Origin of the sequence: Nocardiopsis ganjiahuensis DSM 45031 (assembly GCF_000341085.1) — a bacterium.
Classification (GTDB): domain Bacteria; phylum Actinomycetota; class Actinomycetes; order Streptosporangiales; family Streptosporangiaceae; genus Nocardiopsis; species Nocardiopsis ganjiahuensis.
Map to the genome: position 1 here is coordinate 303570 of NZ_ANBA01000017.1, position 14692 is coordinate 318261.

At 71.8% G+C, this 14692-nt stretch carries 11 protein-coding genes and 1 tRNA gene; 4 read left to right on the top strand and 8 right to left on the bottom strand.

Annotation, left to right across the window (positions count from 1 at the left end):
• Positions 1 to 21 precede the first annotated feature (21 nt).
• The 8 genes from D458_RS0124480 to D458_RS0124515 all read right to left on the bottom strand — a co-directional run bounded on the left by D458_RS0124480 (position 22) and on the right by D458_RS0124515 (position 9742).
• The gene (locus D458_RS0124480; protein ID WP_017589362.1) at positions 22 to 318 is read right to left on the bottom strand and encodes a hypothetical protein; all 297 of its coding nucleotides are present in this window, start codon (positions 316 to 318) and stop codon (positions 22 to 24) included.
• A gap of 199 nt (positions 319 to 517) precedes the next feature.
• Entirely contained in the window at positions 518 to 1600 is a 1083-nt protein-coding gene (locus D458_RS34960) for a HEAT repeat domain-containing protein (RefSeq protein ID WP_017589363.1), read from the bottom strand.
• 55 nt (positions 1601 to 1655) lie between these two features.
• A tRNA-His gene (locus D458_RS0124490) sits at positions 1656 to 1731 on the bottom strand.
• 67 nt (positions 1732 to 1798) lie between these two features.
• Complete coding sequence (orn, locus tag D458_RS0124495) at positions 1799 to 2449, bottom strand: oligoribonuclease (protein WP_026119655.1); 651 nt, start codon at positions 2447 to 2449, stop codon at positions 1799 to 1801.
• 98 nt (positions 2450 to 2547) lie between these two features.
• Positions 2548 to 4605, bottom strand: coding sequence for a DUF2510 domain-containing protein (locus D458_RS37175; protein ID WP_083936415.1), 2058 nt, complete (start codon positions 4603 to 4605; stop codon positions 2548 to 2550).
• Between the two features lie 100 nt (positions 4606 to 4705).
• Positions 4706 to 5353: a hypothetical protein gene (locus tag D458_RS0124505; protein ID WP_017589365.1), complete on the bottom strand. Its 648-nt coding sequence runs from the start codon at positions 5351 to 5353 to the stop codon at positions 4706 to 4708.
• A gap of 420 nt (positions 5354 to 5773) precedes the next feature.
• Positions 5774 to 7531, bottom strand: a complete 1758-nt coding sequence (locus D458_RS0124510; RefSeq protein ID WP_026119657.1) for a substrate-binding and VWA domain-containing protein — start codon at positions 7529 to 7531, stop codon at positions 5774 to 5776.
• 456 nt (positions 7532 to 7987) lie between these two features.
• Positions 7988 to 9742 carry a substrate-binding domain-containing protein gene (locus tag D458_RS0124515; RefSeq protein WP_026119658.1) on the bottom strand — a complete coding sequence of 585 codons (1755 nt, stop codon included), beginning with the start codon at positions 9740 to 9742 and terminating at the stop codon, positions 7988 to 7990.
• Positions 9743 to 10190: 448 nt separating this feature from the next.
• Between D458_RS0124515 and D458_RS0124520 the strand changes: the two genes are divergently transcribed.
• From D458_RS0124520 to D458_RS0124535, 4 genes are all read left to right on the top strand, one after another.
• Positions 10191 to 10778 (top strand): hypothetical protein, encoded by a 588-nt coding sequence (locus D458_RS0124520; protein ID WP_026119659.1) that lies wholly within the window; start codon positions 10191 to 10193, stop codon positions 10776 to 10778.
• Positions 10779 to 10897: 119 nt separating this feature from the next.
• Entirely contained in the window at positions 10898 to 11740 is an 843-nt protein-coding gene (locus D458_RS0124525) for a TrmH family RNA methyltransferase (RefSeq protein ID WP_017589369.1), read from the top strand.
• A gap of 104 nt (positions 11741 to 11844) precedes the next feature.
• Positions 11845 to 12765, top strand: coding sequence for a 2-hydroxyacid dehydrogenase (locus tag D458_RS0124530; protein ID WP_017589370.1), 921 nt, complete (start codon positions 11845 to 11847; stop codon positions 12763 to 12765).
• A 103-nt stretch (positions 12766 to 12868) separates the two neighbouring features.
• Positions 12869 to 14551, top strand: a complete 1683-nt coding sequence (locus tag D458_RS0124535; protein ID WP_017589371.1) for a bifunctional 3'-5' exonuclease/DNA polymerase — start codon at positions 12869 to 12871, stop codon at positions 14549 to 14551.
• Positions 14552 to 14692 lie beyond the last annotated feature (141 nt).

Consider the following 14692-nt stretch of genomic DNA (forward strand, 5'->3'; position numbering starts at 1 on the left):
GATCCCAGGGTCTGTGGAGGTTCAGCCCACGCTGATGAACAGCACGATGTTCGCCGCGATGTAGACCACTGTCGCCACCCCCAGGCCGATCAGCATCACCCAGGCCGCGGACTTCTTCCTGATCAGGCGCACGATCGCCCAGACGGTGACGATCAGCCAGACCGCCCAGGGCGAGAAGACCATCAGCGGAACGGCCGCGTCCACGGCGCCGCCGCAGTCGCTTCCGCAGCTCGCGGTCGCCATGACCGAGAAGAGGCCCCAGAAACTCGCCCCGAGGCACACCAGCGGCGCGAGGCAGATCTGGACGATCGTGGCCACCCGGTCCGCAGGCGAACCCTGCGGGGGGTGTGGCACGGGCGCCCATCGAGGGCCGTGCTGGGGGGTGTTCGGGGGGAACCCCGGGGGAGGCGCTGGGGACATGGCTGTCATCCTGCCACGCACGGGGATCGGCGGCCAGAGCGGTCGGCGCCGGTGATCACCCGGTTTCCGGGCGAGCCCTGCCCGACCTGCGGCGCGCTCAACCCCAGGGTTCGGGTTCCGCCAGTTCCTGTGTGCGCTCGCCGAGTACCCGCCGTGCGTGCACGCCGAGCATCCGAGTCAGGCAGAGGTACACCCCGGTGTCGGCGGTACCGAAGTCCCACGTCCACGGCACCCGGGACATGGCGTCGACCGCCGCGGGTGTCATGACCCGGGTCAGGATCGTGAGGAGCCGGTCGGGCACCGCTTCCTCCGTGAGGGCCAGCCATGCGAGCGCCGCGCCCAGGCGGGTCTCAGCGGTCTGTTCCGGGGACGACCACAGCTCACGGGTCCAGTCGACGGCACCGGCGCGGTCGTGGTGTTCACGGGCCAGTTGCCCGATCGCCAGAACCAGGCTGATCCGGACTTCCGGGACCTCCTCCGCGCGCAGTCGTCCGCGCAGGGCGTCCGTGGCGTCCTCGGCCCCGCTGAGAACGGCGGAGAGGGCGTAGCCGGCCAGGCAGCGCACCTGGGCGTCGGGATCAGCGAGAAGCGTGCGGAGCGTGTGGACGTTCGCGGCAAGGGCCTGCCGGGCGGCCTGGACCGACCAGTTCATCGGATAACCGCGGGAGTCGAACACCCACTGCTCAGGCGGATCGGTGACCTTCAGCAGGTCGGTCCGCAATCCGCTGCCGTGGTAGTCGGTCCGACCGGATTTGGCGGCCAACCACAGTACGTCGGCGCGGTGGTGGGTGGAGGGAGCGGCCGCGATACGGAGAAGGAACGGCACGGCCAGGGCCGCGGGTGGGTAGACCGTGCTCTGGTGGCGCACAGCGTGGTGCAGGAGGGCGAGGGCCCGCGCGGCGTTGCGGGGGTCGCTGGAACGGATGCGCGCCAGCAGATCGGGGACGTCCTCGGCCGGGCCTCCGGCGTGGTGGAAACGGCCCCACGGTACTTCCGTGTACTCCATGCGGGGTGCTGGTTCACGGTGAACCCACTCCACCAGCACGCGTACGTCGTGGTCGGTCCCCGCCCCGAACTCGTGGTGCGGGTCGCCGTGGTCGGTTCCCGCCCCGAGCCATGGGTTCGGGTCGTCGTGGTCGGCCCTCGCTCCGAGCCATGGGTTCGGGTCCTCGTGGCCCATGCCGCTCCTCCTGCAACGAGAAAGGCCCCGATCCGTTGGATCGGGGCCTTCTACCTGGGGTGAGTGACGGGACTTGAACCCGCGACTTCTTGGACCACAACCAAGTGCTCTACCGGCTGAGCTACACCCACCACGTCCGCCTGGCCTCTCGGCCCTGCGTACGTATGAAAGCTTATCGGACTCCGAGGAGTGCTTCGATCAGTTTTCCGGGTCGGGCTTCTCGAGAGCCGCGTCACGTGCCTCGAATCCGGTGCCGTCGGCGACGACCTCCGCGGCGATGGCGCGGGCCGTGGACGAGCTCAGGCCGGGTTCGGGCAAGAACGCGGCGGCGCGGAAGTAGCGCAGCTCACGGATGCTTTCGGTGATGTCGGCGAGGGCCCGGTGGCCGCCGTTCTTCTCCGGGCTCGCGTAGTAGACACGCGGATGCCAACGGCGCAGGAGCTCCTTGATGGAGGAGACGTCCACCATCCGGTAGTGCAGAAAATCGTCGATACGCCGCATGTCGCGGGCCAGGAAGGTCCGGTCCGTGGCGATCGAGTTGCCGCACAGAGGGGCCTTGCGCGGTTCGGTCACGTACTGGCGGATGTGCTCGAGGACCCGGTCCTCGGCCTCCTCCAGCGTCACGCCCTTGTCGAGCTCCTCCAGGAGCCCCGAGGTGGTGTGCATGTTCCGGACGAAGTCGCCCATCCGGTCCAAGGCCTCCTGCGGGGGCTTGATCACGACGTCCACACCCTCGTCGAGGATGTTCAGATCACCGTCGGTGATCAGACAGGCAACCTCGATCAGTGCGTCGTTCTCGAAGTCGAGGCCTGTCATCTCGCAGTCGATCCACACCAAACTGTCATTCATACCGGTCAGCTTAGGGCGTGTTCGGACCGCGCCGGAGACGGGAACGGGGGCGACGGGTCATCGACCCACCGCCCCCGTGCGTTGCCGCTGTGCGGGGGTCAGTCCCAGACGAACGGGTCCGAGACGCCCTGCGGTTCACCCACGGCGAAGATGTCGTACATCCAGTCCCAGACGTCCCAGAACTGCAGGTAGGCCAGGACCAGCAGGACCAGCAGGATCGCGATCAAGGCGAAGCAGCCGCAGCCGCAACCGCCCTTTTTCTTCTTCTTGGGCTGCTGGGGCGGCTGGCCGTAAGGATTCTGGCCGGGGCCGCCGTAAGGATTCTGGCCGTGGCCGCCGGGAGGCGGGCCCCAGTTGGGGGCGCCGCCGGGCGGCGGGCCTCCGGGAGGGCCTCCCATGGGGCCCTGCTGCGGCCGTCCGGGACCGCCCGGGCCACCGCCCATGGGCGGACGCGGACCGTGGCCGCCGGGAGGCGGACCGAAGTGCTGAGGGTGCTGCCCCTGCTGGTACCCCGGCGGCGGACCCTGCGGCGGCATCGGGGGGCGGCTGCCCATCTGCTGCGGCGGCGGGAACCCTCCGGACGGCCCGAACTGCTGCTGCGGCTGGCCCTGCTGCTGCATCGGCGGCGGGTAGCCCTGCTGCTGGTAGCCGGGCTGCGGTCCGGTCGGAGGCCGGTTCGGCCCCGACTGCGGGTGCTGGGGGCCGGAGGGGGGCTGCTGGTTCGGGAACCCGCCCTGCTGGGGGCCGGACGGGGGCTGCCCGCCCGGGGTCCCTGCGGGGTTGAACCCCTGCTGGGGACCGGACGGAGGCTGCCCGCCCGGGGCTCCTGCGGGGGTGGCCCCCTGCTGCGGGCCGGTCGAGGGCCGGGCCGGGCCCTGCTGGGGCTGTCCGGGGTTCTGCGGGGTCCAACCGACCGGCGGCGCGCCGGCGGAGCGGGGGTCGTCGGCCTGCGGAAACGCGGGGGCGTGCTTGGCGGCCTCCTCGGCTCGCTTGCGCTCCTCCTCGGACCGCTTCTGGGCCTCCTCGGCCTGCTTCTTGGCCTCGGCCTCGCGGAGGACCCGCTCCTCCTCGCGCTTCTTGGCGGCCTCCTCCTCGGCCTGGCGGCGCTGCTCCTTGCGCTCCTCGGAGAGGTCGGCCCAACCCTCCTTGAGACTGCCGAGGAACTTGTTGAGCTTGCCGCCCTTCTGCCCGTCGTCCTGGCCTTCGCCCTGGTCCGCGCCGCCCGAGAACATCGGGTCGTTGGGGTCGAAGACGGCGGTACCGCCGGGGGAAGGAGCGCCGCCGCCGGGTGTGAAGACGGCTGTGCCCGGGGTGTCGCCGATCGCGTTGGGGTCGAACACCGCGGTGCCGGGGGTGTCGCCGATCGCGTTGGGGTCGAACACGGCGGTACGGGGGGTGGCGCCGAGGTCGTCGTCGGTCAGGTTGGCCGTGGGCACCTCGTCGTCGGCGAGGTCGGCGGTGGGCGCTTCGTCACCCGCGCCGGGGAAGTCGGAGGGGTTGACCCGCATGGTGGCGCCGACACCGCTCAGGTCGGCGGTCGCCTCCTCGTCGGCGGGGTCGGCGGTGGGCGCCTCCTCGGCGGGGCCCTGGCTCCAGGACGGGCTGATCCGCATCGTGCTGGGCTCGTCGTCCACCGGGGTCGCGGCGCCCGCGCCCGGGGCCTGCCGGGCCCAGGAGGGGTCGATGCGCATGGTGCTGGGCTCGTCCTCGACGGGAGCGGGTCCAGCGGGTGGGGCGGGGGTCGGCGGGGTCTGCTGGGCAGAGGGGGTCTGTTCCCAGGAGGGGCTGATCCGGACGGTGCTGGGCTCGTCCTCGGAGGGGGCCGCGGGGGGAGGGGGCGCGGCGTCGGGGGTCGAGGCCTGCTGGGCCCAGGAGGGGTCGATGCGCATGGTGCTGGGTTCGTCGTCGACCGGGACCGGCGCGGGGGCGGAGGAGCCCAACCGGACCGTCCCCTCCTCGTCCTCGGACGACGAGTCGTCCCTGTTCTGGCCGCCCAGGTAGGTGGTGGCGGCTTCCTCGTCGGAGCCGTCGGCGCCGCCCTGGAGTTCGCTCAGTGAACGGGTATGCCTCGTCCACTCGTCACCGTTCCACCATCTGAGCGTCTGCGCGTCGCCCTGCGGGTCCGCGTACCAACCCGGCTCGATAGATCCACCCATGGGCGACAGACTAAGGGGTTTTGGAGCTGTACTTAACCAGTGGTATCCGATTCTCCGCGAAGGCGATGATTTGGTAGGTTCATCCCTCCCCTTTTTGTACTTATCTGATCACTGAGGGTTGTCGCTCGGCGTGCTCGCGGGGCAGAGGGGCCCGGTTCACCGAAACCGCCTCACTCCGTCCGGGAGCCAGGACGTGCCCGGGGTCGATCCGACCGGGGGCGGTCGCCAGGGACCCCGGTACCTGGTCGTGGCCGAAGTGGCCGCCGCGGGACCACACACGGGTCGCCTCCTCCGGGCCCGGGCGCCGCTCGCCCCACAGGCCGGGCGGGCCGGCCGGCCAGCGCCCCGGCACACCCCACGACTCCAACCAGGCCAGGATCGGCGCCAGGCCGACGAGGGGGCCGTCGGTGAACGGCTCCTTCTCCGTGGACACCACGGAGATCACCAGGCACACCCTTCCCTCGTCACCGTGGTCCAGGAACTGCCCGTAGCGCCAGGTGTGGCCCAGGACGAGCTCGCTCCGCCGGGTGGCCGCCAGGATCTGCGCCACCGTTCCGGTCAGCGGGTTCCACACCAGGTGGGCCGTCTTGCCCTCGTGGACCAGCCGGAGGGCCTCCTCACGCGCCGACCACATGTTCGGGTCCGTGTCGGTCACCGTCCAGACGGCACGCGGGGCGCCGATCCCGACGGCGGTCCGCGTCGTCCCTCCGTCGATCCTCTCGGCCCCGGGCATCCACGCCTTCGCCATGGCACTCCCCAATCCGACCGCAGCGGGTCTGAAGCCTGCGGGTCCGAGGCGGAAAGAGCGGCAGGGCCTCGGATCCAGGTCCTTCCCGTGGTACGCCACGCCGGGGGAGAAGTCCATAGCCCCGCGGACGGTGGATAGGTTCATGTCACCTTTTGTTCCGAACCTCTTGCGCCGGTCCTCGCCCGGCCGACGATCCCCGTTCCGCGCCCGGACGGAAGACCGTTCCCACAGCTGAGCGGCGGACCGTTCCCGGGCCGTCCCCGGGCCGTTCCCCGGGGCGCCCCCGGGCCCCCGGCACCCGCGGAGCGGGTCGGGCCCGGACCACGACGACCGGGCCGCGGCGCACGGCCACGACCCGGTCGGTCGATCCCCCGGTCGGTGCCCGGCGCCCTGAACGGGCCCGGTCGGCCGACGACGGCCCTAGCTCTCCTCGTCCTCGGCGATGCGCAGCGAGAACGCCTGGAGGAAGATCTCCCCGATCTCGGTCGGGTCCTCGGTCATGTACGCCGCGCCTCCGGTGGCCGCCGCGATCTCCTGGAGCGGCTCCAGGTTCTGCACGTCCGGGCCGAAGGCGATCGTGATGATCGGGATGGGCCGGGACGGGCTGGAGAGGGAGTTGATCTGCTCCATCAGCTCGTCCAGCTCCATGCCGCCGGGGTTGTCGTTGTCCCCGTCGGTGAGCATCAGGACCACGTTGGTGCGGTCGGGCCGGTAGGTACGGGACATCTCCTGGTAGGCGGCCAGGTAGGTCTCGTACAGCGCGGTGTCGCCCTGCGGCAGCGGCTCCAGGCCCTGGAGCGCGGCGCCGATCACGTCCCTGTGCTCGTTGCCGGCGTCGTCGGTGGCCTGCAGCTCCCTTATCGGGGCGATCTCCTGGTAGTGCAGGTTGTTGTTGACGTTGGTGGAGAACTCCCACAGGCCCAGTTCGGAGGTGTCGGAGAACATCTGCAGGCCCTCCGCCGAGGCGGCGCCGGCCACCTGCATGCGGGTCAGCCCGGTTCCGGGGACCTCGGCCAGCATCGACCCGGAGATGTCGACGATGGTCAGTACCCGGGAGTCCATCTTCAGCTGGTTCCAGAAGCGGGTCAGCTCGGTGATGGAGTTCTCCGAGGGCGCGGGCAGCTCACTCGGCTCCTCCGTCCGGAACCCGGCGTCCTCGGCCAGCACGGAGCTGTTGAGTTCGCCCTCGGGGCCGCGGAAGCCCTCGTCGAGGAAGCGCGCGGCGGCCTCGTCGGAGCGCACGGCGGTGCGGAACACCTCGGCGGCGCGGGTGATCGCGCTGTCCTCGCTGCGCACGATGTACGGGTAGTCGAGGAAGTAGGTGCCGTCGCTCAGGTAGCTGGGCTGGGCGGGGGCGTCGGCGTGGGCCGAGTTGTAGCGCCACAGCGCCTGCTCGGACATCACCATCACGGGCGGGGCCGCCTCGCTGCCGCCGCTCAGCGCGAGGAAGGCGGCGTCCTCGTCGGCGGAGGCTCCCTGGTGCAGGGCCTGGAGCGCGGCGGTCATGTGCGCGTTGAAGGTGTCGGCGTCGGGGCTGGACTCCTCCAGGGCGCCGTTCAGCAGGTAGAGGGTGCCCAGGCCGCTGGAGCTGCGGGCCGGGTCGATGACGCGGACGACGCGGTCGGTCTCTTCGCCGGGTGCGGCGGTGGGGACGACGTCCATCCAGGTGGTCTCGTCCTCGGAGTCGTCGGCGAACTCGACGAGCTCGGCCAGGACCAGCGGGCTGCGGGCCAGGGAGGTGCCGGTCTCGGTGATGACGGCGTCCCCGGCCTGGCTCTGGACCAGGCGCGGCCACACCGAGGAGTCCGGGATCCACACGTCGGAGTCGGTGTCGCCCATGGTGGCGCCGGAGCCCGTGATGCCGAACGCGACGTTGGCCGAGTCGGCCTGGCGCACGTTGGCGCGCACACAGCTGTTGTCGACGGTGTGCTCCTCGGCGTTGAAGTCGCTGGCGACGTCGGTCAGCGCGGGGCCCAGCTCGGGGCTGACCGCGATGTCCAGTTCGATGTCGGAGCCGCTGCAGCCGTCGCCCTGCCCGAACATGTACACGCCCGCCACGGCGAGTCCGACCACGATCACCATCGCGGCGGCCAGAGCGGCGAAGGCTCCGCCCCGGCCGCGCCGGCGTCTGCTCCGGCCGGAGGGTTCTTCTGCGTATTTTCCGCGGTGACGTCCCACAGCTTTCCTCACGGGGTGGTGTACGGACGAGGTGTCGTACAGGGGGATGAGTCGGTACAGGGGGTCGGGTGGCAGGTGTCCGGGGAGACCGGCCCCAGGGGTTCAGGTGTGTGCGATACGGGCGATGCCGTACGTACCGGTTCGAATCCGGAGTGAAGCGAACACGAGTGTGTTACTGGTGGGAACGTTACTCAACACCCCACGCGACGTGAATGGGGCCTGTATCGGAGGGGTGCGGGCAGAGCTCGGCCGGGTGCGCCCGGATCGCTCGCGGAGCACCGGCCACCTTGGGGAATCCGAGCGTTCCGGCCGGTGAGGGCTCTCCGGAAGCGGTCTGTCCGAAATGCCATTCCGATACCGAATCGAGACCCCCGGGTCGGGGCCGAGGAACCACGGCCCCGGCCCGGGGAACGACGGCCCGGAGCCGCGCCCCCAGGGCCCGGCCGGCCGAACGGATCAGTTGTCACAGTTGGGCACGCACAGGCGCCGCGAGATCGAGCTGAGGAAGATGTCGCCGATCTCGTCCGGCTCCTCGGTCACGAACGACGAACCGCTGGTGGCGCGGGCGATCTGCGTCAGCTCCAGCTCGTCGGCCTGCTCGCCGAAGGCGATGATGAACATCGTGACCGGGCGCTGGGGGTCGAACCGGTCCTGCAGCGCCGCGACCAACTCCTCGTGGGAGATGTCGCTGGACCCCTCGTCCTGCCCCGCGGTCAGCAGGATGACGCTGTTGATCTTGTCCTCGTGGTAGTTGTCCTGCACCTCGTCGTAGGCGGCCAGGATGTTGTCGTACAGACGGGACCCGCCGCCCGCGACCTCCAGTTCCCGGGCCACCTCGACCAGCTCCTGGCGTCGGGTGGTGTCGCCGTTGTCCGCCGCGCCCAGCGGGTGCATGTCCGCGGCCTCGTCGCGGCCGTCCTCGTCGAGCTCCTCGGACATCAGCCACAGGCCCATGTCGGTCTCGTCGGGGAACAGTGAGAGCCCCATCAGCGCCGCCTGCCTGGCGACCTCGATCCGCTCGGGGCCGCCGTCGAGGTCGTCCGACATGTTCTCCGACGCGTCGGCCAGCACCAGCGTCCGGCTGGGCATGGACAGCCGGTTCCAGTCGGTGACCGACGCCAGAAGCGCGTCTCCGGTCAGGTCGTCGTGGACGGGCGGCTGGTCCGCGATGATCCCCGGTCGGTCGGCCAGCGCCGGCGGCGCCTCACCGTTCGGATCGCGGAAGCCCAGTTCACGCAGGCGTTCCCGGTAGTCGGTGCTCCGGACCACCTCGTACAGGTCGGCGGCGGCCGACCGCAGCACGGGGTTGTCGGTGGTGGTCACGTACGGGTAGTCCAGGTTGACGGTGCCGTCGCTGACGTAGTGCGCCTGGAGGACGGGTGCGGAGTCCGCCCGGCGGTCGTTGTAGGACACCACGGCCTGCTCGGGCACGGCGATGACCGGGTCCACCCGTTCCTCCGCGGCGGCCGAACCGGTGAAGACGTTGGTCAGGTCGATCTCGCCGAACGCGCTGTCGAGCTGGACGTCGCGCACGAAGTCGGTCATCGCGGTGTCGGCGTCGTCGCCGCTGCCCAGGTGGTCGCGGATCGCGTGCATGACCGTCATGCCGTCGGCGCCCCGGTTGGGGTCGACCATCACCACGGGCCGGTCGGGGTCGCGCTCGTCGGGCAGGAGCAGGGTCCAGCTGGCGTCGTCCGGGTCCGGCATCCCCTCGGTGTCCGGCGGGGCGGCGAGCACCACCGGTGAGCTGGCGAGGGAGGGCGGGTCGGTCTCGATCCCGTGCGCCCCGGTGTCGGAGACGCGGGCCAGTTCCACCCAGGCCGAGGACTCGGGTACCCACACGTGCGGGGCGAAGCTGGACTGGGCGACGGCGGTGGTGGACCGGTCGAGCGGACTGCTGGTCAACGCCCCCATGATCCGGTGCGGCGCGATCTCGTCGACCTGCGCGTACACGCACCTGCCGTCGTAGCGGTGCTCCTGCGCGTTGAACTCCGTCGCCGCCTCGCGCATCACGGGGGCGATGCTCTGGGTGGTGGAGACCCGCAGGTACTGGGTCTCGTCACAGCCGAGGGCGTTCATGGTGACCGGTACGGCGATCGCGGCGACGGCGATCAGGGCGACGGCGATCGCGGTGATCCCCAGCGGCGACCGCGCCACCCTGCTGGTGCGGGTGACGGTCGGTGATGGAAGACGGTGGCGTCCACTGGACACGGGCACTCCGGGGGTGTGGCTGTGTCCGGTACCGGGGGTGGGAGCCTGTCCGGGACCGGTCTTCAGGGGGCGGCCACGGGGTGCGGCGCCCGGCACCCCGCGGTGGGAAGTGTGTGAACCTTCGCGCGGCGAACGGCATCACACACGGTGTGCGATCGACCGGACGTCGGCACGCGAACGATTCCCACCAGGACCTTACTCGTTGGTAACGCGAGAGCGGAAGGGCGGGGGTGTTGTGGCTCACACGTGGCCCGCGGGGGGAGCGCCGGAGGGGCCGGTGATCGCTTTGTTACGGTGCACGTCGAGTACCACTGTTCACTCCCGGCTACCATTGGCCCCCGGTATGCGCTTGACCGATACTTGACGTCCGCTTGGCGGGGGCCCTCGAATGGAGGCTCCCTGCGTGGCGAACGGCCCCCGCGACCAATCGACCCCCGAGGGTTATGGCATGTCCCATTCGCACAGTGACCGTCGGAACCGAGGCAGTCTCGGCACCGTGCTGCTCGCCGGAGCCTGCTGCGCCGGTGCGGTGGCCTACGCCGTGCTGGTCGGGCCGTCGATGCTGCCACCGCAGGACGTGGAGACCACGAACGCGGCCAGCCCGGAGGTGCTCGGGAACGTCGCCGAGCCCCAGCCGGAGGAGGCCGACGACCGGACCGGTCCCGTGGGCCATCTGCGGATCCACGTCAGCGACCGGGGCCTGGCCTGGGTGCAGACCCTGAACTGCACCGGAAACCTGGCCGAGGACCCCGAGCCCTGCGGCGTGATGGCGGAGGCCGCCGAGGAGCTCGCCGGGGACCCCACCGCCACCGAGCCCGCGGACGACGGGGACACGCCCGTCGAGGTCTCCGCGGACCAGCTGTTCACCGAGGTCCGCGAGGGAACCGTCTGCACCGACAAGGTGTACGGGCCGCAGGAGGCCATGATCGAGGGCACCTGGGAGGGCCAGGAGATCGACACCACGCTCTCCCGCAAGGGCTCCTGCGAAGAGGCCCGCTGGCAGCGCCTGCGCGCCGTCACCGACCAGATCGGCTGACCGGTCTCCCCTGCGGTCCTGCTCCCAGCGCACCCCTCGGCGTCCGAGACCTGCGCCACGGGCAAGATCACGGGGTGGACGGGCTGGCGCGGGAGGACACTGCGGGATAATCGCTGACCATGGATGTCATCAGGGTCAGTGACCCCGCCGACCCGCGCCTGGCCGACTACACCCGGCTCCGCGACGTCAATCTGCGCCGCCACCTGGAAGCCGAGCACGGCCTGTTCATGGCCGAGGGCGACAAGGTGATCCGCCGTGCCGCCACCGCCGGGTTCGCGCCCCGCAGCTTCCTGCTCACCGAGCGCCGGGCCGAGGCCCTGGACGACGTGGTCGCCTCCTCCGGGGCTCCGCTGTACGTCGTGAGCGAGGAGACCGCGGAACGCGTGGTCGGCTTCGACCTGCACCGCGGAGCGCTCGCCGCCTACCACCGCAAACCCCTGCCCGGACTCGGCGAGCTCCTGTCCGGGGCCCGCAGCATCGTCGTGCTCGAGGACCTGGTCGACCACACCAACGTCGGCGCGATCTTCCGCAGCGCCGCGGGGCTGGGCGTGGACGCCGTGGTCCTGGCGCCGCGCTGCGCCGACCCGCTCTACCGCAGGTCCGTGAAAGTGTCGATGGGTGCGGTCTTCACCCTGCCCTACACCCGCCTCGACGATTGGTACGGCGGTCTGGACACCCTGCGCGACGCCGGCTTCGACCTCATGGCGCTCACCCCGGGGGAGGGTTCTCTGCCGCTGCGCGAGGCCATGGACCGCCTCGAACCCGACGCCCGGGTGGGGCTGCTGCTGGGCACCGAGGGCGACGGCCTGTCCGCCCGCTGGCTGGAGCGGGCCACCTCCCGCGTGCACATCCCGATGGCCGACCGCGACGTCGACTCCCTCAACGTCACCGCCGCCGCGGCCGTCGCCTGCTACGAACTCTCCCGTCTCGGCACCGTGGCCACCCGGGACCACCTGGCCTGAACCGGGCGTACCCGCAGCTCGGGGCGGCCGTCGAGGTCCCCGGGCCGGGGTGAGCCCGTAGGGTGGCGCGTGACACGGACCGAACAGCAGGGAGGACGCACGCCATGGGCGGCCGAGCACTGGTGCAGTGGGAGCAGAACAGGGACAACGCGCCCCGAGCGCTCCACGTCGACCTCTACGCGGGGGGCCCGGCCCCCGGAACGGGGCTGGAGGACGTCACCTTCTACCAGGTGCCCTACGCGCCCTCCACCCAAGGAGTGGACGAGCGGCTCGACATCATCTCCCGGATGCCCGAGCTCAGGGTTCTGCAGCTGGTCTCCGCGGGGTACGAGCAGGTCCTCGACCTGCTCCCGGACCACGTCACGCTGTGCAACGGCCGTGGCCTGCACGACGCCAGCACCGCCGAGCACGCGCTCGCACTCATCCTCGCCGCGCAGCGCGACCTGCCCCGGTGGGCGATCGACCAGCGCGAACACCGGTGGGGGTCGGTCCCGCAGCGCTCCCTGGCCGACTGCCGGGTGATGATCGTCGGCTACGGGAGCATCGGCCAGGCGATCGAGCGGCGACTGCTGCCCTTCGAGACCGAGGTGGTCCGGGTGGCCAGCCGGGCCCGCCCCGAGGAGGGCGTGCACGGGGTCGACGAGCTGCACGTCCTGCTGCCGGAGGTGGACGCGGTCGTCCTGGTCACCCCGCTCACCGAGGACACGCGGGGCCTGTTCGGCGCGCACGAGTTCGCACTGCTGCGCGACGACGCGCTGGTGGTCAACGTCGGCCGCGGCCCGGTCATGGACACCGACGCCCTGCTCGCCCAGAACGGCCGGGTCCGCGCGGCCCTGGACGTCACCGACCCCGAACCGCTGCCGGTCGACCACCCGCTGTGGGACGCGCCCGGCGTGTACCTGACCCCGCACGTGGCGGGCGGTTCCGCCGCCTTCTACCCGCGCGCCCGCGCCTTCATGGACGACCAGCTCGCCCGCTGGGCCGCCGGAGAGCCCCTCGCCAACGTCGTCCGCCCGGCGAGGTAGCGGCCCCGAGCCCCGGGGCGGTCCCCGCGCCCCAGGGCTCAGCGCGACCGGCACGCGTCCGACCGGTGCTCGATTTGTCCTTACTCCGGGGGAGACTGGTGGCATGCGGATCGCGGTGGTCGCCGACGGGGACGGCGGGGGGTGGCTGGCGGAACTGGGCGAGGGGTCTCCGACCACTCCCGTCGCTCCCGTGCGCCGGGTGGGCGACCTCGCGGAGGCCGTGCGCGAGGCCGAGCACGCCGGTACCGAACCGCCCCGCTGGGTCTGGGCGGACACCGAGGACCTCTACCCCGACCTCGTGCGGGCCGGGGTGCGGGTGGCGCGCTGCCACGACGTCGCGCTGACCGAGGCGCTCCTGCTGGGGTACGGGGCACGGCACTCCGAACCGCACTCGCTGGGCGCGGCCTGGGCCCGTCTGCACGACCTCCCCGTCCCCGAGGACCCGACACGTCCGCTCGGGGAGGGCACGGCCGCCCAGCCCGCGCTGTTCGAGGCCGACCGCTCCACCCTGCCGCCGGGCACCGACCGGATCGCCGCCCTGGTGGAGGTCCACTCGGACCAGCGCACACGCATGGCGAAGCTGCCCGAACCCGGGCGGATGGCACTCCTGGCCGCGGTCGAGTCGGCCGGGGCCCTGGCCGCCGCGGAGATGAGCCACGACGGGCTTCCCTGGCGCCCGGACGTCCACGACCAGGTCCTCACCGAGATCCTCGGAGCCCGCCCGCGGGCGGGGGAGCGCCCGCCGGTCCTGGCCGACCTGGCCGCGCGGATCGGGGAGGTCGTCGGCCACGAGGTCAACCCGGACTCGCCGGCACAGGTCCTCAAGGCGATGGCGTGGGTCGGCCACCCGGTGGAGTCCACCCGCTCCTGGGTCCTGGAGGCCGTGGACCATCCGCTGGTACCGCTGCTGCTGCGCTACAAGGAGCTCGCCCGCCTGCACTCGGCCAACGGCTGGGCCTGGCTGGAGACCTGGGTCAGGGAGCTGCCGGGGGAGGGCCCCCGCCTGGGCCGGTTCCGGCCCGACTACGTGGTGGGCGGGGTGGTCTCCGGGCGCTGGGCGACCCGCGGCGGCGGCGCCCTCCAGATCCCCAAGTCCGTCCGCCGCGCCGTGCGCGCCGACCCCGGATGGGTCCTGGTCCGCGCCGACGCCGGACAGCTCGAACCCCGTGTCCTGGCCGCCGTCTCCGGGGACGACGCCCTCGCCGCGGCCGCCGCCGAGGAGGACCTGTACGCGCGACTGGCCGTGCACGTGGGCGACGACCGCGAACGCGCGAAGATCGGCCTGCTCGCAGCCATGTACGGGCAGACCTCCGGCGACGCCGCGCCCCTGCTGGCCACCATGCGCCGCCTCTACCCCCGAGCCCTGGAACACGTGGACTCCGCCGCCCGCACGGGGGAGGGCGGCGGGATCGTCCGTTCGTGGCTGGGCCGGACCTCACCCGCCCCGGGCGACTGGGCGGCCACCGTGGCGGCCACGGACGGTGACCGGAGACGTCGTGCGCACGGACGGTTCACCCGCAACTTCGTCGTCCAGGCCACCGCCGCGGAGTGGGCCCTGGTACTGCTCGCGGCGCTCCGCCAGGAGATCCCGAAGACCCCCGAGGGCGGCGGGATCGTCTTCTTCGTGCACGACGAGGTGGTCCTGCACGTTCCCGAGGAGCTCGCCGAGGAGACGGTTCGGGCGATCGTGCGGGCCCAGGTCCGGACCCGGGAGATCCTCTTCGGGGACACCCCGGTACGGTTCCCGCTCTCGGTGTCGGTGACGGACTGTTATGCGGACCTCTGAAGCCGGGTCGAAAGCCGGGAATCCCCCAGGGGACGGACAAGCGGCCGAAAGGTGGACGTCAGGTATCGGACGGCGTGGGCATCTTGCAAACGCGTCCAGGTACACCCATTCTTGGACGCGGACAGTGTTGTAGAAGGCCGT